This is a genomic window from Corynebacterium curieae, from assembly GCF_027570035.1.
GTDB classification, from domain to species: Bacteria; Actinomycetota; Actinomycetes; order Mycobacteriales; family Mycobacteriaceae; genus Corynebacterium; species Corynebacterium curieae.
Genome location: NZ_JAKMUU010000004.1, coordinates 66562 through 85322, shown reverse-complemented (window position 1 = coordinate 85322; position 18761 = coordinate 66562). Strand labels below are relative to the sequence as shown.

The window sequence follows — 18761 nt, the reverse complement described above, 5'->3', positions numbered from 1 at the left end:
CATAGAAGCTTATAGCTTCTGAGTGAGGGAGTGCAGTATTAAGGCACCCTACCGAATCGGTAGGGTGCCTAATCACGTTTTGACAGGTTGTACTGGGATGCAGAGAAAATTCAGGACGAAGTCAGTCAATGTTTACAATGAGTTACTACCTTGAGGTTTGGATATCGAAAGACCGTTAACCATGAGGAAACTATGACTAATTCCATTTCTTTGTTGGCCGAAGAACAGGTACCAGAATCATATGGCTGGCTTGCGGGCGGGATAGGTGCCGTCATCGTTATCGCTCTGTTGGTCTTTTGGGTGGCTTCGCTCATATCCATCATTCGCTCGGGATATAGCGTAGGGGTCAAAATACTGCTGGCGATGGCGGCATTTGCCTACCCGTTCCTTGGGCCTCTTATTTGGTTCCTATTTGCACGGCATAAGGAACATAAGACCCGAATGGACCGCTAAACTGCCTTCCGTTAACAGGCGAAAAGTGGCTAATGCTGCTCGAGCCAGGAATTGATGCCGCCGCGTAGGGAGACGACGTTGGTGAAGCCGCGTTTGCGGAGGATATCCACGGCTTGGGCGGATCGGATGCCGCTGGCGCAGTAGATCACTGCCGGAGCATCCGGTTCGATGTTGGGGTTTTCGCCGTCGAGGATACGGTCGAGTTCAAAGTGCGTGGAATCGGGGATCGCGGATTGGGCACGCTCGGGGGAGGCGCGGACGTCGATAAGCGGAGCGTGAGGGGGAATCTCGCGGACCTCGGGGGCGTCGGCAGGCTGGGTTGGTTGCGCGCCGGTGGACTGGAGCGGGATGTATTCCCAGGTACCGGAAAGGGCATCGAAGTAGCCGAGCGTGCCGATGAGTGGAGTGCCTACGCCGGCGATGAGTTTGAGGGCTTCGAGCGCCATGGCGGATCCGACAACGCCGACCACTGGGCCCAGAACTCCGGACTGCGAGCAGGAGGGGACCTCGCCGGGCGCGGGAGCGGTGGGAAAGACGTCCTCATAGACAGGGCCGTGGCCGGACCAGAACACGCTGACCTGGGCATCGAAGCCGAGGATGGAGGCCCACACATGCGGGATTCCTAGTTCGTGGGCGGCCCAGGAACTTAAGTAACGCGCATCGAAGTTATCGGTGCCGTCGAGAATGAGATCGCAGCCGCGTAGCTGCTCAAGCGCTGTCGCTGATTCGAGGCGGCCGTGGCAGGTGATGTCCACCTCTGGATTGAGCGCGCGCACCGCAGCCGCGGCGGAATCCGTCTTTGGCGTTCCGATGGCGGCGGTAGTGTGAATGACCTGGCGGTGCAGGTTGGAGGGGGAGACCGCGTCGTCGTCGAAAAGCGAAATGCGGCCTACGCCTGCGCCGGCTAGGTAGAGCAGGGCGGGGGAGCCCAGGCCGCCGGCACCGATAACCGCTACGTGGGCTTTGCTGAGCTTGCGCTGGCCGTCTTCGCCCCACAGCGCTTCTTGGCGGGCATAGCGGGTGCTCATTCCAGTCCCACCCAGTTGGTGGAGCCATCGCCGTGGCTTTGCTCTTTCCAGATGGGTACTTCCGCCTTGACCCTATCGGCGCATTCTTCGGCCGCACGGAAGGCATCGCCGCGGTGTGCGGCGGCCGCTACTACGGCAAAGGCTAGGTCACCGACCTCGAGATCTCCCGTGCGGTGGGCGGCCCACAGGCGCACTGGGTGGTTGGCCGCAACGGAATCGGTGACTTCTTGCAGTTTTTCTGGTGCGGACGGGTGTGCGCTATAGGACAGCAAAGTCACATTGGGCCGGCCGCCGTCGTGATCGCGCACAACCCCTTCAAACGTGACAACGGCACCCATGGCGGCCGTGACAGTCTCTTCCTTGGCGGCGGCAAGAAGAGATTCGAGGGGCTGATCGCTCAGCAGCGTGCCAATGGTGCAGCCGGTTTGCTCGGCAACGTAGGAGGGATCAGTGTTCATGTATTCCTTCTAGCATATCGACGATCGGAACAATCAATTCTTCCAAGACTGCACAGCCATCCTTTACCCCGCCGGTAGAACCGGGAAGAGTCATGGCAAAAGTGGTGTCGTTGACCCCCGCAATGGCGCGGGAGGCCACCGCAGTAGGTACGCTTTCCAGCCCCTTCTGCCAGAAGGCCACCGCAATGCCGGGCAACTCGCGGGTGATATGTGGCGTTACGGCTTCTACCGTCTGGTCATCTTGGGTCAGCCCAGTGCCGCCGGAGGTCAGGATGACTGCCGGTTTTTCGGCGAACGCGGCGTCAACAGCCGCGGCAATATCGGCGTCGGAAACGATGCGTGCGTCGGGGCAGTCGAAGCCTTTGCGGCGCAAGAAATCTACTGCGATGCGCCCGGAGCGATCTTCATAGATGCCCGCGGCGGCGCGCGTAGAAGCGACAATGACGATGGCGGTGCGCTGTGGGCTCATAGTGGGTAGACCTCTACTTCCTCGCCTGCTTCGAGGCGTTGACCGGCAGGGATGCGGATGAGATGGGTGGCATCGGCGGCTTGGGCGAGCAGGTGGGAGCTTGCGCCACCGAGGATATGGGCGTGGGAATCCACGCGTCCGCGGCGAAATTGCTCCTTGTGCGGGAGGCCTTCGATTCCCGCCGCGAGGGGAACGCGGAAAGGCTCGGGTGTCCAGCCCAGCGCTGGGGCGACAAAGAGGCGGAAACTCACCAACGTGGAAATGGGGTTTCCAGGCAAGCAGATCACTGGGGTGTCGTGAAAAGTGGCGATGCCCTGCGGGCCGCCGGGTCGCTGGTCCACGTGGCCAAACCAGCCAGTGAGCACCTGGCGGACTACTTCGAATTTCCCGGCCGAGATTCCGCCCGAGGTGATAACGGCATCCGGGTGGTGCTGCGCGATGGCTTCTGCGAAGGCGTGGGCCAATGCCTGCGGGTCATCATTGGTGGTGATATAGCCTGCGACTTCGATGCCGGCGCGGTGAGACATCGCCGTAAGGAGTGGTGCGTTGGCATCCGGGATGGCGGCGTTGCCATGGCCGATCTCGGCGCCGCCGGTGCAGATGAGGATGCGGGCGGGGCGATAGACCTCCACCTCGGTAATTCCTTGGGAGGCGAGGGCGGCCAAGCGGACAGGCGTGAGCCTATCTCCTTGGACTGCAAGGAGGGCGCTTTCCTCTAGATCTGAGCCGGTGCGGCGGATGAACTGTCCTGGCGAGGTCTCTGGCACGGTGATGCGAGCACCTGCGGAGAGGAATTCTTGTGGTTCGCAGTGCTCGATGGGCACGATGGCTGCGGTTCCCTCTGGCACTTTGGCGCCGGTCATGATGGGGCAGGCCGCATCGAGTGGGCCGTTGAGCACCCGGGCGGGGTCGTCACCGGCGGCGATGGTAGGGCCCACCAGGTAGGTTCCGGCCGCGCACTGCGGGAGCGCGTAGCCATCCATCTGGGAGTTATCAAAGCGAGGGGAGGGGAAACCGGCGTGGATATCCGCAGCTAGCACCATATCCTGCGCTTGGTGAAGGGCTACGGTGGTGACCTGGCGTGCGGGCAGGGCCGCGGCGACCTCGCGCGCGTGAGTCTCGGGTGTGCGCATGGCGGCTAGTTTACCCGCGGTCTCGACACGGCAGGGGTGTGCGGGCATAGTGGAAGGCATGTTGACCGTTCATTATTTTGCCGCCGCCCGTGCCGCCGCGGGCGTGGCTTCTGAGCAGGTAGAAGCCCCTGCCACCTTGGGCGATCTGGTGACACAGCTAGGCAAAGAGCACACCGGAACCACCGAGGCCGGCATGAGCCTGAAAGAGGTGCTGGGGCGCTGCAGCTTTCTTATCGGCGGCGCCGGAAACACCGCCATGGATTCACCGCTGGTGGGTGTGACCCGCGTGGATGTGCTGCCACCTTTTGCAGGCGGCTAATCGCGCTGGCGCAGCGGACTGGTAAAGAAATTGATGACGCTGCTGACAATCGAGAGCACGATGGCGCCGATAATCGCCGCACCCCACGAATCGATGACGAGGTGTCCGATTCCGAGATCGAGGGTATTCAACGCCCACTCCACGATGATGAGCGCCGCGCCGTTAATGACGAGGGAGAAAAGTCCGAGCGTTAGGCAGGTCAGCGGCGCGCCGAGGACCCGCAGCACCGGCATGACCACGGCATTAATAATGATGAAGACGATGGCGATGGCAATGAAATTGCCGGTCTCGGCTGGGGTGATGGTAATGCCGGGAATGACGGCGACCACCGCCCACAGCGCCACCGCGATGGCAAAGACGTTGAGAGCGAAGTTGATGAGCGAGCGCATTTAGCCTCCTATGGTTGCGTTCCAAGCCTGCAGCAAGGTGTCGGTTTCTTCCTCGGTGGTGACGGTAATGCGTAAGCCTTCACTAAACGCGCGAACGAGCACTCCGCGTTCGGCTAGGCGAGCGGCCACCTCCTGCGGGGTGCCAAGGCTGGCCAGATTCGCAGCCGGCAGCCAGACATGGTTTGCCTCGGAATGCGGCACTCCCCACGCGTGCAGGGCTTCTTCTAGGCGCTCGCGCTGGACGACGACCTCATCGGTGCGCTCCCGCAGCGAATCCTGCGCCGCCAGCGCCGCGCGGGCACCAACCTGTGCCACGGTGCTGGCAGAGAAGGGGATGGCCACCTTATTGAGGGCTTCGATAATATTTTTCGGGCCAAAAGCATAACCGATGCGCACGCCGGCCAAGCCATAAGCCTTAGAGAAGGTGCGCAGGCACACCAGGTTGGGATAGGTGCCTACCAGCTCTGTGCCCAGCGGGGTGTCCGAGGTGCGGTTGTATTCGATATAGGCCTCGTCGAGGGCGACGAGGACGTCGGCAGGCACGGCATCCATGAAGGCGGAGAACTCGTCCTTGGTGACCGTGGTGCCGGAAGGGTTATTGGGGTTGCACACGAAGATAAGCCTGGTCTTGTCCGTAATCTTCCGTGCCATGGCTGGCAGGTCCACGCGCTGGTCTGCACCGAGTGGAACCGGGATGGGATGGGCACCTACCACTTGGGCGAAGATAGGGTAGGCCTCGAAGGAGCGCCACGGGAAGAGGATTTCTTCACCAGGGGTGGCGGTAATTTCTACCAGCTGTTGGCACAGCGCGGATGAGCCGGTGCCCACCGCTACCTGCCCATAATCCACACCCAGGTGCGCGGCGAGTTCCTCGCGCAGCGTGGTGGCCGCAATATCCGGGTAGCGATTGGCGTGTGCCGCCGCCTCCGCCATGGCCGCGGCCGCCTCGGGCAGCGGCGGGTGTGCTGCCTCGTTGGAGGAGAGCTTGAGCGCGTCATCGTTGCGCGCACCAGCGACGTAGGCGGGGATGGCTTTTAGGTCTGGGCGAATCATGCCTACCACTTTAGGGCCTGCACCTTTGCTGTGGGCGGGAAAGGAGGGGGCTAGTTTGGCAGCGGCGGGGCAGGCAGGTATTCTCAAACGAGGTTCCTTGTGAACCGTGGAGATGTGCCAGAGCGGCCGAATGGGGCTCCCTGCTAAGGAGTTGACCCTTCTGGGGTCCGGAGGTTCGAATCCTCTCATCTCCGCCAGCTAATCCCGAGCGTGCGCTCGGGATTTTCTTGTATCGGTGTCTAGCATTGCCGGATCAACCAGGGAAATAAGCCGCAAAAATTCCCCAGCCGCAATAGCGGGTGGGGAAGAGGTGAGTGGGGGAGGCGAACTACTAACGGCCCAGAGCGTGTGGTGCGCAGCGGCGAGCGAGAAGCAGCATGCCTACTCCGAAAATGAGGGTGCCGGTGAGGATTTCCAAGCGCAGCGGGGAGAACTCATGGAAGAGCGCGGGCAACATGAGCATGGCGATTACGGAGCTGATGGCGCCGAGTACAAGGCAGGCAACGGTGGCGATTTCGTACTGACGGGCTGCAGTCATGGCGTGTCCTTAGGCTCCCTATCTAGATTTATAAGGCAATTCTTTTGCAGAAAAGGTTATCACCTCATGGAACTCCTCGCAGAGGGAAGGAATTCGGCGTTAGGCGGCTAGGGCTTCAGCCATTTCAGGAGCTTCCCGCTTGCTCGGAGCGGCGTCCAAGCGGCACCGATTGTGGACGTAGATTGCCGCTGCCGCGAGGAAGGTGATGAACTCTGCAGCGGTCATGGACCAAATGACGCCGGTCATACCAATCCAGGCATGGGCGGCTAGAACAATGGGGACGAAGGCAACACCTTGGATGATGGAGAGTGCCGCGGCAGCCCGCCCTTGTTCGGTGGCCTGGAAGACGGAGATCATCAAGCTGGTCAATCCGTTAAATGCGGTGGAGACGAGCATGGCGGTGAGGAAGGAGGTGGAATCCGCAATGACCTCCGCATCGGAGCTAAACAAGTGCAGGAATGGCTCTTTGAACACGAAGATTGCGGTAGAAAAGATGGCAACGACCGCCAGGTTAGCCAGCGCCACGCTGCGGATTGCGGCGTGCAGGCGTTGGTGCTTGCCGGTGCCGAAGGCATAAGACATCAGCGGCAGCGAGCCCATGACGATGCCGGTAACAATCATTTCCACTAGGTTGCTAACGCGCAGCGCGAGGCCCATGGAGGCAAGCAGAGCTTCGGAGTAGGACATAGCAATCCAGTTCATGATGAGCGTGGTAATGATGATGAACGCGGTCATAAAAAGCTCAGACGAGCCAGTCTCCACCACGGTGGTGACGAGTTTGGTGTCAACGTGGACGTCGGAAAGCCGCAGCGAAGCCTGGGAAGAACGGGTGGACAGCCACCACACGTAGTAGGCACACACAATGAGGTTGGTCAGCGCAAGGGCAACGCCGGCACCGGTCATTCCCCAACCCAAGCCAAGGATGAAGATGAGATCGAAGAGCACATTGGCGGCCGCACCGATTCCCATGCCGATCATGGAGTGGGAGGCCGCACCCTCCGCGCGTACGAGCTGTTCTAGCGAAAATGCGGAAATGTGCAAGGGTGAGCCTAGTGCGAGCGCGACAATAAAGGTGCTGGTAGCGGCAGCGGTTGGGGTTCCGGAACCGGCGCCTATGGCGTGCGCGATGGGATGTGCGCATAGGGCGACAACAATTCCTAGCACTACGCCGACGCTAAGCGACGCCCACAAGGTAAAGGCAGACACGTTTTTGATTCGTGTTAGTAGGTGGCTATCGCCGGATTTTTCATATTCGCCGGCAAGGCGGGACATGTAGGTTCCGCCGCCGACGCCGAAGAGGTTGCCAAATCCCATGATGAGCGAATAAACCGGCAGACCAAACGTGAGCGCGGCGAGAAAGGCGGTGTTATCAAGGTGCCCGACGATGGCGGCGCCGGCCACGTTGTAGAGGGAGCCGGCGGCGAGTCCGGCGATCATCGGTAAGCATAGGTGCAAAAGGGCGCGCAGGAGCGGCGCCGAAGAAAGGGTGTAGTTGTTATTTGACATGGTTCTGCCCTCCAAAATGGCAGGGGTGATCGCCGCGCCGGATAGTGCGGCGCGGTGAAGCGGTAGTGAAGTGGTTTAAGAGTTTTCTGTAATGCGCTCGAGCAAGGCGATAAGTTGGTCTTGTTCGGCGGGGGTTAAGGAGCCGAAAATGTCTTCATCGGCTTTCCCCAGGGTGTCTTTGAAGTCGGCATGGAGTTGCGTGCCGAGCTCGGTGGGGTGGATAAATTTGATGCGTGAATCCGTGGGGGAGGGCGCGCGGGTGATCAGACCGCGAGTCTCCAGGCCCTTGACCAAGTTGGCCACGGATGCAGGTTTGGTTCTGGTGACTTCAGCTAAATCGCGGGCGATGACGCCGTTGTCTTGATTGTCCACGATATGCCCGAGTGCAAAGGCCTGTTCCGGAGTGAGGGAAGCGTCTGCGATCCATTCGTTAGCTTTGGTGCGGTGGGCGATTCCTACTTGGCGGATTAGGTTGGCGATCTCGGTTGCTCGTGAAGTCATAGTTAGAACACTAATGGTTAGAGCCCTAACTGTCAATCCTCTAACTAAATGCCTTTGAAGTGTTGTGGGGCGGGATCCTAGCGACGAATCTACTGTCCCAAGGCGGGAAAGACCTCGTCACGCAGCAGGTGGGCGAGCTCGCGATCGGGATTAGTGGGGTCTACCCACGCGGCTTCGGCGATCTCTGCGGCGGCACGGGCCAAGATCGGGCGCGGATAGGTAAAAATATGGCCGCGCACGGTTTCACCGGGTTCGTTGGCAGCCGGTGCATCGAAGGTTCCGAGTGGGGAAAGCTCAGGAAGGCGGACGTCAACGCCGATTTCCTCGGCAACCTCGCGAGCAGCGGCTTGCAGTGGGGTTTCGCCAGCTTCGAGCTTGCCACCGGGCAGCTGAAACTTGGTGGAAGAATCTTTGCGCACTGTCAGGACGTGGCCAAAGGAATTACGAAAAACTACGGCGGCAACTTCAATCATGTGCCCGACTATAACCCGCTGCGGCACACTAGTTCAGGAAGCCCGGCACCCACTCGCGTTTCACGTGGGAGAGTGCCGCTTCTACCTGCTGCTCATTCAAGCCAACGTCGAGGGTGCCGTCAGACACTGGATCACCAGCGAGCACGCTTAGCACTATCCAGCCATTGTTATCAGTGCGGCTAACGCGCAAATCGTCTGGGCTGTCCACCATGGCGCTGCCATCGGTCCGCATTATCTCTGGCGGGTAGTCCGTAATTTTCGCCGTTGCTAGCCCCGGCAGCACCTCCGTGGAACCGTCAGGAAAGAAAACCATGACGCGAGCGTGGCGGAAGTTTCCCACCAAGGCGGGATAAAACTCCAGCCAGTTATTGGTCCATGCCTTACGCAGCAGGGTGCGCTCGGTGCGGGTTGAGGCAAGCCAGCGTATGGGCTTGGAAATGCCAAATGTAACGATGGGCAGGCTGATAAGCACAGCGATGTAGGTATCGAGGCCGGTCAAGGCAAAGGGGAAAAGTCCCATAATCACGATGTAGCCCATCCGGATGAGCTCAAAGAGGAAATCGAACTTCGTATGGTTCTTTGTAGGGCAGGGACCGCCGTTAATAATGACCTCGCGCAATCCGGTGGGATCTGGGTGCGGATTTGGGGTACTAACGCGCTCGATGTTCTCTTCGCTGAAAAACTTTTCCTCGTTCGGGGAGGTCACTGTGAATCTGCACACGGGCAGGTACATAGGGGCGGATGCTCCTTTGCTTAGGGGCTGGCCTGCATCTTTGAGGCTACGGGAAGGCAGAGAATCGCGTGGGCTTATCGTGTCGCGACGTGAGGCGGAAATGAATATAAAGTGGTGCCCATGAGTGACTCGAGGTTTCCCCGCTCGGTGTTCGCGGTTGGCACCGACCCTGATCCGCGGTTCACGCTCGCAAATGAGCGCACGTTCTTGGCTTGGATTCGCACCTCCCTGGCGTTGATTGCCGGCGGCGTGGCGCTCGAGGCCTTTGATGTTCCCCTGCCGGCCGAACTGCGCTCTGCGGTATCGGTCTTCATGCTGGCAGTGGCCATTATTCTGCCGGTGGTGGCGTGGGTGCATTGGAAGCAGTCCGAACGCGCGATGCGTGAGGAACGCCCGTTGCCCTTTAGCTTTGCTATCCCGGTGCTCGTTGTGGCGATTGTGGTGGTAGCGGGTGCGCTTGTGGTGGGCGAGTTCCTTGGCTAGTCCACTCTTCGATCCCGGCCTGCAGCCCGAGCGCACCCGGCTATCGTGGCAGCGCACCCTCTTGGCACTGTCCTTGGTGGTGCTGGGCGTAATGCGGGCGGTAAGCGTGCAGGTCTTTTTGCCGCTGGTCTTCATCGCTGCCTGCGTATTGGCGCTGGCTTTGGCGGTATGGCAGCGTGCCGCGCTTGTCGACGCCTCCTTATCCACCCACCGTCCCCTCCCGCATGCCTTCATCCTCGCGAGCACCGCGGGGCTTGTTTCCCTGCTGGCCGCCTTCGCGCTGTGGGGACTTTTCTTTTAGTTTTCCGCCCAGCCGTCGCCGCTGCGGCGCTGTATATTATGCCTATGTCTAAATCCCTATCTATCCCTCTCGCCTTTCTCACGGTGACAGCAGTAGTCGCCTTAAGCGGCTGTTCCAATTTCACCGAATCCACCGAGTCCGCGGATAAGCCGAATTTCACCGGCGCCGCTCCGAGTACTTCTTCAGCTGCCTCGTCCGCGACCGAGACCGAGACGGACGCCGAGGAAGACTCCGCTGACGGCTCCGTAGATGACACAGAAACCGAAGCCGGTGCCGACAAGGGCAAAGACGCCGAGGCTGGTGGGGAAAACAAAATCATCCCGGTAGAAGCCTTAGACAGTTTGTGGGTGCTGGCACTATGTGAGAACCAAGCTGGCAACCTAGAAGGCGGCATTTTGCCGGAAAACCTGAAGGCCGGCTACCCCCATGCGATGGCTGCCCTGAAGCGGAATCAGGACGATACGCCAAAGGGCGCCTACGCGGATATCAACGGCGATGGCAAAGACGAAGCCGTTATTACCTACGTCTGCAATAAAGGCGGCGTGGGCTGGCCGGATAACCTGCTCATCTATGACAACGATCTGAATTACATCACCAAGGTAGAAGACTGGGAGCGCGAGGGAATGGCGCCGGCGCGCGGTCATATCCAGCAGCTGCAGTGGACCGAGGACACTATTACCGTCACGTGGCGGGCCTATGGCCCCAATGATGCAGCGTGCTGCGCCACCCAAGAATTCACTGGGAATCTCACGCTGGATGGGGATACGCCTCACCTGGAAACGACGAGCCACCAGATCGTCGGCTAGCAGCGCGGCGTCATCTGGGTAATGGCGTAGTCTAAGTGGGCTGAAGACAACACTCAAGGGGATAAATACCCTAGGGCAAGAAAGGCAGGCAGGGCGATGGCGGAGACCACCAAGCAGGCTAGCGATATCGTCGAGGCGTGGCTGAAACAAGAAGACGCCATCGACCCGCAAAAGGCCCCGCGCCTGCAAGAGCTTTTGGATGAGGTGCCGCTGCAGGAGCTCATCGCCGTCGTCGAGCGGCAAAATGCCATCCGGGCGGCATTGGCCCTGCGCCTATTGCCGCGGCGAAAATCCATTGTGGTATTCGATGCGCTGGATGCTAAACACCAAGCCGATATCATTGATGAGCTGGGCAATGCCGATGTTTATGAGTTCTTCGATGAGCTCGATCCGGAAGACCGGGTGGCCCTGTTGGATGAGCTGCCCGCAGAAATCGCGGATCGCCTGCTGCGCTCGCTGACCCAATCCAAGCGCGATGTCACGGGCGTGGTGTTGGGCTATGCCAAAGGCTCGGTGGGCCGCCGCATGTCGCCCGAGGTGCCCGTAATTCACCCAGAGATGAGCGTTAAAGACGCGCTATTCAAACTGCGAGAGACCGCGAATGAGTTAGAAACCATCTATACCGTGCCCATCACGCGCGGAGATCGGCGCCTGGTGGGCGTGGTGAGCCTGCGTGAAATCTTTACCGCCGACGCCGCTTTGACCATGGCCGATATTATGCACGATCCCATCTTTGCTCGTGCCGGTGATGATGCCGAAGAAACCGCGCGTTGGTTCCTGCCATTGGATATCCTTGCGTTGCCCATTGTGGATGATTCGCACCGCCTCGTCGGCCTGCTGACGTGGGACGATGCCACCGATATCGTGGAGGAAGAAGATAGCGAGGACTCCGCTCGCGCCGGCGGTACCGAGGCCCTCCAGCAACCGTACCTATCTACGCCGCTGCTCAAGCTGGTGCGTTCGCGCATTGTGTGGCTGCTCGTGCTGGCCGTTTCTGCGCTGCTAACGGTGCAGGTGTTGGATTCTTTTGAAGACACACTGGCCAAGGCCGTGGTTCTTTCGCTATTTATCCCGCTGCTGACCGGCACCGGCGGCAATACCGGCAACCAGGCGGCTACTACGGTGACCCGTGCCTTGGCCCTAGGCGATGTCCGCACACGCGACCTCCTCGCCGTCATGTGGCGCGAGCTGCGCGTCGGCATGCTGCTCGGCACCGTGCTCGGTTTAGCTGGTCTGGGCTTGGCTACGCTGGTCTATGGTTTGAGCATCGGCCTTGTCATTGGTTCAACCCTGTTTTTGATTTGTTCGATTTCTGCGACCGTCGGCGGGCTGATGCCCATAGTGGCGAAGACCATCGGTGCCGATCCAGCAGTCTTCTCCAACCCGTTTATCTCTACCTTCTGTGATGCGACGGGTCTTATTATCTACTTCCTTATTGCCAAGACCGTACTGGGGCTCTAGCTCGCCGTTCCTTGGCTCGGGGGTAGGGAAGTGGTGGACTCATTTCTGGTTTCGGGCAGGTGCAGTGTGTGCTCTGTGGGGGTGCGGGGGTAATTCTATGTGGAGGGATATGGTTTCTGCGTCACATGTTTTGTATGGTCAGTGCATGCTTCGCAGTGAACTGGATAACTTTCGGTCCGCTGCCTAGGCCAGCTAATAACCTGGGAAGTACGGAGCATATCCCACAGCACAATCCTCTCTCAGTGAAGGAGCGCGCGGTATGACCACCCCGCATACTCACGAATCCACCGCCCACACCGAAGGTGACGAGGCCCCAGAGGTCCCACGCGGCGAGTGGCGCCGCCAATTTATCGGCCTCTTCGTGGGCTTGGCATTGGCGATACTTGTCTTTTTCATCTTCCCCTCCAATGCCATCGAGACGGTCCGGGGATCCGCTGGCGCAGATGCGGACGGTGACTACTCCCTTGGCGCTATCCGCACGGTCGCTGCAGTAACCATCCTGATGGGTGTGTGGTGGATGACCGAGGCGATTCCGCTCGCCGCCACTGCGCTGCTGCCGCTGGTTATCTTCCCATTAGCCGACGTAGGCACGATTAAAGAAGTAGGCGCCCCGTACGCGTCCGCCACCATCTTCTTGTTCATGGGCGGCTTCCTGATCGCGCTTTCCCTGCAGCGCTGGAACCTGCATCGCTGCCTAGCGCTTTATGTGGTCAAGGTTATCGGTACTTCGCCCAAGCGCCTCATTCTAGGCTTTATGTTGGCTACCGGCTTTTTGTCCATGTGGGTATCTAATACCGCAACGGCCGTGGTGATGCTGCCTATCGGCACCTCGGTGCTCGCACTGACTGCGGAGACCGTAGGCGGCTGGGAGAAACAGAAGAAGTTTGCCACGGCCTTGATGCTGGGCATTGCCTACTCCGCCTCCATCGGTTCGCTAGGTACGCTCATCGGTACCCCGCCGAATGCCTTCCTTAATGCATATATGGCCGATACTTGGGGCGTTACTCTCGGCTTCGGCCGGTGGATGGCGGTGGGCGTGCCGCTCGCCGTGATCTTCCTGCTCATTGCATGGGCACTGCTCATCACCATTTTCAAGCCAGAGATGAAGGATATTCCGGGCGGCCGCGAGCTTATCAACGACGAAATTAAGGCCCTCGGCCCTTGGACCCGCCCCCAGATTATGACCGGCATCATCTTCGTCCTTGCCGCCGCCGCCTGGGTTACCCTGCCGCTAGTGCTCAAGGAATTTGAGAACTATGACGATGCCATTGTGGGCATCGCCGCCGGCATCTTGCTCTTTATTCTTCCGGCGGATAACCAACGCCGCACCCGCCTGCTGGACTGGAAGACGGCCAACGAGATGCCGTGGGACGTCCTCCTCCTCTTCGGCGGTGGCCTGTCCCTGTCCTCGGTCTTTAACTCCTCCGGTCTGTCCCTGTGGATTGGTGAGATGGCTAAGGGACTTAGCGTCCTGCCGGTTGTCCTCATCGTCTCTGCAGTAGCTGCGCTGGTGCTCTTCTTGACGGAGATCACCTCCAATACCGCAACGGCCGCCACCTTCATCCCGATTATGGGTGGCGTCGCCGTGGGCGTTGGGCTCACTGCCGATGGCGATATCAACGTCCTCCTGCTCACCATCCCGGTCGCACTTGCCGCAACCTGTGCATTCATGCTCCCTGTCGCCACCCCGCCAAACGCCATTGCCTACGGCTCTGGCTACGTCAAAATCGGCGAGATGATCAAAGGCGGCCTTGGTCTCAATATCATCGGCATATTCCTTATCACCCTCACGGTCTACCTCCTGGCGGTGCCGATCTTCGGCCTGTCCATTTAGCCCCGTAGCCGTGCTGCCTGGGTTTAGGAAACGGAAAAATACGCACTTAGATCATCTGCTTGCTAACTGCGAAGAGTGCAAGTTTGCCCTCCGTGCCAGCACTGGCCTTAACCTGCCAATCATGCCTGCCTCCCTCTGGGAGGCCAATGGCATGACGCCTAGCGCCGAATTCGTCCTCATAGGCATCGACATCGACCATGAAGCTTACGATTCAAGGCGTCCTGCTTTCCGACGCCCACGCTGCCGCCCGCATTCCTTCCTAAACCTCCCCATTTCATCCAGGTGAACGCTTGGTGAACAGGCGATTTGTTAGTTTTCTAGACCGTGGGTATAGTAAATTCTCGTTGCACAGCAGAGCGCATGCACTGCTTACCAACGGTCTGCGCCCGTAGCTCAACGGATAGAGCATCTGACTACGGATCAGAAGGTTGGGGGTTCGAATCCCTCCGGGCGCACAAAATCAGCCGCCTTCGGGCGGCTTTTCTTGTATTTCGTCCACCCCACCTAGGTCTCGCTCCATGAAGTCTTCCACGCTGGTTCCCGGCCTCATCGCCGGCGCGATCCTTGGCCTTATTCTCTGGCTGGGCTCTGGCATTTTTTGGCTCTTTCTTATTGGTATGCTCATCGGCCTAGGGGCGGCCCCACTCCTAAAACTGGTTGCTGATCCTTCGCGTTCGCGCAAACGCCGTGATAGTTCTTTCCGCGACTAGCCCCGCCTTCGCCGCGCCGCAAAAGTCCCAAACAATCCACTTATAAAATGCAGGACACCTATAAAAATTCCACAGCTACCTTCCAGACTCACTTAGTAGAAAAAGAAAGTCTTTACCAATAGGGGGCGTGGCGACGCGTTCCCTCACGTCTTGAAGGAGAACGCCAGGTGAAAACAACCTCGCGCATTATAGGGCTCGATATAGCCCGCTCACTTGCCATTATCGGCATGATCGTCCTACATATGGCCTCCCTAGTATGGCATACCAAGGTCATCTTAAACGGCCTGCCCGCCGCACTTTTTGCCATACTGGCCGGCGTCACGCTGATGATTATCGCCCGCGTTTTTACGGTGACGGGGTTCCTGCGCATCATCGCCCGCGGATGCATAATCACGCTTATTGGCCTCGCCCTGCTCCCTGTAGGCGGCGAGATCCAGGTGGTTCTCGTGGTCATCGGCATCACGATGATCTTCGTGTCGTGGGTCCCGCCGCTGCGCTGGTGGTGGAAGCTTCTGCTCCTAGTTGCAGCCACCGCTACTGCGACCATAAAGTACGCGCCGCTGACCCTGCCGCAGGCCTATCCGCTGCTGGCCTACACTGCCTATTTCCTTGCCGGAATGCTGCTTTATGAGGCCTATATCCGCAGCTCCCGCGCTGTTGCACAGTGGGCGTCCACCGGCATTGCCGCCCTGATTGCCGCTGCAGGCTTCTACTTCCGCTTTATCCCGGATATGCCTGGCTGGTTGCGCTTTACCGGCCACACCGGCGTACTGGGGGAGATTGCCCTGTCCATCGCCGTCGCTGCCATCGTCTTGCACCTATGCCTGCTTATCGGCCGGACAGTGCCCAAATTGGCGTATCCCTTTGCTGCGCTGGGAGCGATGTCACTAAGCATTTATATCCTGCATGTGCTCACCGCCTACTACTGGCAAAGTCACGTCTCCCTGCATAACACCGGCTGGGCCTGCGCTTTCATCGCACTCTTCCTTGTCCTAGCCACCTTCTGGCACCGCCTGATAGGGAAGGGGCCGGCCGAATGGGCCGTCGCCAAAGCCATTACCATCGCCGTTCCTGCCGGAAAGAAGGACTAATCATGCAGCACAAAATCTTCCCCGCCCTTATTGCCGCCGGCCTCGTGGCATTGACCGCCGCCCCAGCCAGCGCCCTTGAACATGGGGATCCAGCCCCGGATTCAGCGGAAGCCCGGACCGTTGCACAGCTCAAAATCGGCCGTGTGGGCAGCTTCGGCGATTGCACCGGCACCCTCGTGGCCGCGCAATGGGTGCTTACCGCGCGCCACTGCCTCGAGTCAGTCAATAACGAGGGCACCCAGGCCCGCATTAACGGCACCACCTACGATGCGGATTCTTGGGCGCTATCCCCGCTTTCCGACGCCGCCCTTCTCCACCTCACCACCTCCGTCACCGACACCATCCCGGCAGAGATCTCCACCCAAGTGCCAGAGCCGGGGCAACGCGGCACGCTCTACGGCTGGAGCAGCAGTTCTTCCATGGCACGCCGCGGCCAGCTGCCGCAGGCGGAGATGGAAGTGGCCGAGCTCCTCGGCGGCGGCTCCGCCAGTGCCACCGACTCACCAGATCCCGCTGAAGGAGAAAGCGTTCCCGCGGCCGAGGCTATGCCGGGGCTTAGTGTGCCAGAGGGGACAGAAAGCGTGCCGGCCGGTGAAGCGATGCCTGGGGGCACACCTGACGGCCCGATGCCGCTGATGGAAAGCGCCATCCTCGATGTACACTCCACCGGCCGAGCCGGCATGCAGGGCGGCGACTCCGGCGGGCCCTTTTTCGTCGATGGAAAACTTGTCGGCCTGGCCACCGCGGGAACGGTGAATGGGGATGCCGATCTGCCCTCGCCAAGTGCGGCGATCACCACGCTGGCCGGTACCAAGGACTGGATAGAAGGCGTGGTTAGCGGCCGCGATAAGGAAGCAATCCTCACCGCAGAGACCACCCCGGAACCGCCGAAAACCCCGCAGACCAGCGCGGATCGTGCGGGGCTTTACGCGGGTATTGCGGTTATCGGCCTCATCGTTGCCGCGGCGCTGGCGAGGATTCCGGGCCTGCGCAACCGCGGCCGCAAGGACTAGAAAATCTCGATGCGCCCGCCTAGGGACTCGGATTGGCGCAACTGCGCCACCCAATTCGGGCCGCCTGGGTGCAGGCGCAGCACCGGACGGGAAGAAATCTTGACCGGGGAGACCGATTCTTTGCGCGCGCCGGAACGGGCATCGATGCGGGTGCGGGCGCGGTAGCCGGCGTCGGTAAGCTCCGCAATGGAAGGCTCGGGGGAATCGAGCTTCTCGCGGGCGTCACGAAGCAAGTCCAAGGCCTCGTCCAAAGCCTCCACTAGCGCCGGCGCATTGGTTTCGCACATCTGCTGCACCAGCTCCGGGTGCGTGCCGGCCACGCGCGTGGCGTCCTTGAAGGAACCGGCAGACAGGGACTGCGCCAGGATTCCGCCGTTATCGCCCACCACGGCGAGGATTTCGGCGAAGACGTGCGGCAAGTGGGAGATGCGCGCCACCGCCGCATCGTGGTTAGCCACGCGGATAGGCACCGCTTCCGCATGCACCATCTGGGTCATGCGCACGACCTCGGAAAAGGTCTCTACCCATTGCTTAGGGATCTTTTCACCGCGGGCCTCGCACTCCGCGGCGTAGTCATAGGTAATTCCCCAAGCGGCGCGGCGGAAAAGATCCTTTTGGGAGTTATTCCAGCCGGACTTGGAGGTGCCCGCCATTGGGTGGCCGCCCACGTAGCGCGACTCCATTCCGCGCTCCAGCACCTGCTGGCGCACGGCCGTCTTAACGGAAACGACGTCCGTAATACCGCAGCTGGGTGCGTGTTCCTGAATGGCATCGAGGACGCTTCCCACAGCGCCCATAGGCACGGCTATGACGATAAGCGCGTTCTCCGTCTCCGCGCGGGTCAAAATGGCGGGAAGATCGTCGGTGACGTCAAAGCCCTGCTTGACGGCGGTGCGGGCGCCAGAAGTGGAATGGTTGTATCCAAAAACGGGGTGATTATATCCGGCGAGATCGCGCAGCAGCGAGCCGCCGATGAGGCCGAGGCCGATAATGCAGATGGGGCGTTGAACATCTTGAGAACTCACGATGACAATTGTGGCACAACACGACTAATCTCACGAGGTATGAGCAACGAAAATTACTCCTTTGCGGTAACCGTCGCCCGCGCTGAGGGCCAGTGGCTGGTGCGCAGCTTCAACGATGATTTTGAGGACCCGCAGACCTCTATTAATGCGGTGCGCAGCCTCCGCTCCGAGGGTGCTGCGTTTGCGCTGCTGTGCGTGGAGGACGCCTACTTTATTGCCGTGCGCCCCGTGCCGGGCGGGGTAAAGATGCTCATTTCTGATGCCACTTATGGCGTTGATGATGACTTCGCCGCTGATTTTATGGATATCAACGATCATGAAATCCCGGATGTGGACCCCGATGAGGCCGAGCCATATGGCGAGGGCGATTTCGATATCTTCGCTGACCTCGGTTTATCCGAGGATCAGGTGGGCTACATCATCGACAATGAGGAGGACTGGCCTTCCGATATGTTGTTGCGCATCGCCGGCGAGCTCGGCTTTGGCGATGAGCTGGAAGACGTCATTGATAACGCCTGAGCCCCTCCTGCGCGCGGAAGCCCGCATGCGCCGCGCCCTCGACGTCGCCAAGTGCACCCCGGCCGGCGATGTCCCCGTGGGTGCGGTGCTTTACGACGCCACCGGAACCGAACTCGCCACCGGAGTCAACCGCCGCGAACAGCTAGCCGATCCCACCGCCCACGCGGAGGTCGAGGCCATCCGCCAAGCCGTCCGCGCGCATGGTGATGGCTGGCGCCTTTCCGGTTGCGAGCTCGTCGTCACCCTGGAGCCGTGCGCCATGTGCGCCGGTGCTTTGCAAGCAGCGCGCGTTTCCTCCGTGGTCTTTGGCGCCTTCGAGCCAAAGACCGGCGCGTGCGGCTCGCTTATCGACGTCCTGCGTGCCCCCACCGCCCCCTTTACCCCGCAGGTCCGCGGCGGCGTCCTCGAAGAGGAATGCGCCGCTGGGCTCCGTGAATTCTTCGACGGCCTGCGGTGAAAGTGCGT

Annotated in this window: 25 protein-coding genes and 2 tRNA genes; 14 read left to right on the top strand and 13 right to left on the bottom strand. The window is 60.3% G+C overall.

Annotated elements, in window-relative coordinates; translation table 11 throughout:
• Window positions 1-192 precede the first annotated feature (192 nt).
• Entirely contained in the window at window positions 193-453 is a 261-nt protein-coding gene (locus tag L8V01_RS07945; protein WP_269946548.1) for a hypothetical protein, read from the top strand.
• A 29-nt stretch (window positions 454-482) separates the two neighbouring features.
• Here L8V01_RS07945 and L8V01_RS07940 read toward each other — a convergent pair whose 3' ends face one another.
• From L8V01_RS07940 to L8V01_RS07925, 4 genes are read right to left on the bottom strand one after another with little or no spacing between them, the layout of a single operon-like run.
• Complete coding sequence (locus tag L8V01_RS07940; protein ID WP_269946547.1) at window positions 483-1481, bottom strand: ThiF family adenylyltransferase; 999 nt, start codon at window positions 1479-1481, stop codon at window positions 483-485.
• A complete protein-coding gene (locus L8V01_RS07935) occupies window positions 1478-1939 on the bottom strand; it encodes a molybdenum cofactor biosynthesis protein MoaE (protein ID WP_269946546.1) in 462 nt (153 codons plus the stop codon). Before L8V01_RS07935 ends, L8V01_RS07940 begins: the two co-directional genes overlap by 4 nt.
• Window positions 1929-2408, bottom strand: coding sequence for a MogA/MoaB family molybdenum cofactor biosynthesis protein (locus tag L8V01_RS07930; RefSeq protein ID WP_269946545.1), 480 nt, complete (start codon window positions 2406-2408; stop codon window positions 1929-1931). Before L8V01_RS07930 ends, L8V01_RS07935 begins: the two co-directional genes overlap by 11 nt.
• Window positions 2405-3541, bottom strand: a complete 1137-nt coding sequence (locus tag L8V01_RS07925) for a molybdopterin molybdotransferase MoeA (RefSeq protein WP_269946544.1) — start codon at window positions 3539-3541, stop codon at window positions 2405-2407. Before L8V01_RS07925 ends, L8V01_RS07930 begins: the two co-directional genes overlap by 4 nt.
• Before the next feature lie 58 nt (window positions 3542-3599).
• On the opposite strand from L8V01_RS07925, the gene L8V01_RS07920 reads away from it, so the two are divergent.
• Window positions 3600-3860, top strand: a complete 261-nt coding sequence (locus L8V01_RS07920; protein ID WP_269946543.1) for a MoaD/ThiS family protein — start codon at window positions 3600-3602, stop codon at window positions 3858-3860.
• On the opposite strand, the gene L8V01_RS07915 is transcribed toward L8V01_RS07920, so the two are convergent.
• On the bottom strand, window positions 3857-4249 hold the full coding sequence (locus tag L8V01_RS07915; RefSeq protein WP_269946542.1) for a phage holin family protein: 393 nt from the start codon (window positions 4247-4249) through the stop codon (window positions 3857-3859). The genes L8V01_RS07920 and L8V01_RS07915 overlap by 4 nt on opposite strands.
• Window positions 4250-5302 (bottom strand): histidinol-phosphate transaminase, encoded by a 1053-nt coding sequence (gene hisC / locus L8V01_RS07910; protein WP_269946541.1) that lies wholly within the window; start codon window positions 5300-5302, stop codon window positions 4250-4252.
• Between the two features lie 108 nt (window positions 5303-5410).
• Between hisC and L8V01_RS07905 the strand changes: the two genes are divergently transcribed.
• A tRNA-Ser gene (locus tag L8V01_RS07905) sits at window positions 5411-5499 on the top strand.
• Between the two features lie 134 nt (window positions 5500-5633).
• Here the strand turns inward: L8V01_RS07905 and L8V01_RS07900 are convergent.
• The 5 genes from L8V01_RS07900 to L8V01_RS07880 form a co-directional block, all read right to left on the bottom strand.
• Window positions 5634-5840, bottom strand: a complete 207-nt coding sequence (locus L8V01_RS07900) for a hemolysin III family channel protein (protein WP_269946540.1) — start codon at window positions 5838-5840, stop codon at window positions 5634-5636.
• Between the two features lie 99 nt (window positions 5841-5939).
• On the bottom strand, window positions 5940-7346 hold the full coding sequence (locus L8V01_RS07895) for an MATE family efflux transporter (RefSeq protein ID WP_269946539.1): 1407 nt from the start codon (window positions 7344-7346) through the stop codon (window positions 5940-5942).
• A gap of 75 nt (window positions 7347-7421) precedes the next feature.
• Entirely contained in the window at window positions 7422-7847 is a 426-nt protein-coding gene (locus L8V01_RS07890; protein ID WP_269946538.1) for a MarR family winged helix-turn-helix transcriptional regulator, read from the bottom strand.
• 89 nt (window positions 7848-7936) lie between these two features.
• On the bottom strand, window positions 7937-8320 hold the full coding sequence (locus tag L8V01_RS07885) for an NUDIX hydrolase (RefSeq protein WP_269946537.1): 384 nt from the start codon (window positions 8318-8320) through the stop codon (window positions 7937-7939).
• A 28-nt stretch (window positions 8321-8348) separates the two neighbouring features.
• On the bottom strand, window positions 8349-9053 hold the full coding sequence (locus tag L8V01_RS07880) for a hypothetical protein (protein ID WP_269946536.1): 705 nt from the start codon (window positions 9051-9053) through the stop codon (window positions 8349-8351).
• Between the two features lie 120 nt (window positions 9054-9173).
• On the opposite strand from L8V01_RS07880, the gene L8V01_RS07875 reads away from it, so the two are divergent.
• The 5 genes from L8V01_RS07875 (at window position 9174) to L8V01_RS07855 (ending at window position 13938) form a co-directional block, all read left to right on the top strand.
• Complete coding sequence (locus L8V01_RS07875; protein WP_269946535.1) at window positions 9174-9536, top strand: YidH family protein; 363 nt, start codon at window positions 9174-9176, stop codon at window positions 9534-9536.
• Window positions 9529-9837: a DUF202 domain-containing protein gene (locus tag L8V01_RS07870; protein ID WP_269946534.1), complete on the top strand. Its 309-nt coding sequence runs from the start codon at window positions 9529-9531 to the stop codon at window positions 9835-9837. The genes L8V01_RS07875 and L8V01_RS07870 overlap by 8 nt, the downstream gene beginning before the upstream one ends.
• A gap of 44 nt (window positions 9838-9881) precedes the next feature.
• Window positions 9882-10643: a hypothetical protein gene (locus L8V01_RS07865; RefSeq protein ID WP_269946533.1), complete on the top strand. Its 762-nt coding sequence runs from the start codon at window positions 9882-9884 to the stop codon at window positions 10641-10643.
• Between the two features lie 96 nt (window positions 10644-10739).
• The gene (gene mgtE, locus L8V01_RS07860; protein ID WP_269946532.1) at window positions 10740-12104 is read left to right on the top strand and encodes a magnesium transporter; all 1365 of its coding nucleotides are present in this window, start codon (window positions 10740-10742) and stop codon (window positions 12102-12104) included.
• Window positions 12105-12363: 259 nt separating this feature from the next.
• The gene (locus L8V01_RS07855; protein WP_269946531.1) at window positions 12364-13938 is read left to right on the top strand and encodes an SLC13 family permease; all 1575 of its coding nucleotides are present in this window, start codon (window positions 12364-12366) and stop codon (window positions 13936-13938) included.
• Window positions 13939-13984: 46 nt separating this feature from the next.
• Here the strand turns inward: L8V01_RS07855 and L8V01_RS07850 are convergent, their stop codons facing one another.
• The gene (locus tag L8V01_RS07850) at window positions 13985-14137 is read right to left on the bottom strand and encodes a hypothetical protein (protein ID WP_269946530.1); all 153 of its coding nucleotides are present in this window, start codon (window positions 14135-14137) and stop codon (window positions 13985-13987) included.
• Between the two features lie 183 nt (window positions 14138-14320).
• Here L8V01_RS07850 and L8V01_RS07845 point away from each other — a divergent pair.
• The 4 genes from L8V01_RS07845 (at window position 14321) to L8V01_RS07830 (ending at window position 16752) form a co-directional block, all read left to right on the top strand.
• Window positions 14321-14393 (top strand) — tRNA-Arg (locus L8V01_RS07845).
• Window positions 14394-14456: 63 nt separating this feature from the next.
• A complete protein-coding gene (locus L8V01_RS07840) occupies window positions 14457-14648 on the top strand; it encodes a hypothetical protein (protein ID WP_269946529.1) in 192 nt (63 codons plus the stop codon).
• A 227-nt stretch (window positions 14649-14875) separates the two neighbouring features.
• Window positions 14876-15739, top strand: a complete 864-nt coding sequence (locus tag L8V01_RS07835; RefSeq protein WP_274707396.1) for a DUF418 domain-containing protein — start codon at window positions 14876-14878, stop codon at window positions 15737-15739.
• Between the two features lie 2 nt (window positions 15740-15741).
• Entirely contained in the window at window positions 15742-16752 is a 1011-nt protein-coding gene (locus L8V01_RS07830; protein ID WP_269946527.1) for a trypsin-like serine protease, read from the top strand.
• On the opposite strand, the gene L8V01_RS07825 is transcribed toward L8V01_RS07830, so the two are convergent.
• Complete coding sequence (locus L8V01_RS07825) at window positions 16749-17777, bottom strand: prephenate dehydrogenase (protein WP_269946526.1); 1029 nt, start codon at window positions 17775-17777, stop codon at window positions 16749-16751. The genes L8V01_RS07830 and L8V01_RS07825 overlap by 4 nt on opposite strands.
• 39 nt (window positions 17778-17816) lie before the next feature.
• Between L8V01_RS07825 and L8V01_RS07820 the strand changes: the two genes are divergently transcribed.
• Together L8V01_RS07820 and L8V01_RS07815 are read left to right on the top strand one after the other, a co-directional pair.
• Window positions 17817-18296: a tRNA adenosine deaminase-associated protein gene (locus tag L8V01_RS07820; protein WP_269946525.1), complete on the top strand. Its 480-nt coding sequence runs from the start codon at window positions 17817-17819 to the stop codon at window positions 18294-18296.
• Between the two features lie 25 nt (window positions 18297-18321).
• Window positions 18322-18753, top strand: a complete 432-nt coding sequence (locus tag L8V01_RS07815; protein ID WP_269946717.1) for a nucleoside deaminase — start codon at window positions 18322-18324, stop codon at window positions 18751-18753.
• The last annotated feature ends 8 nt before the right edge of the window (window positions 18754-18761 follow it).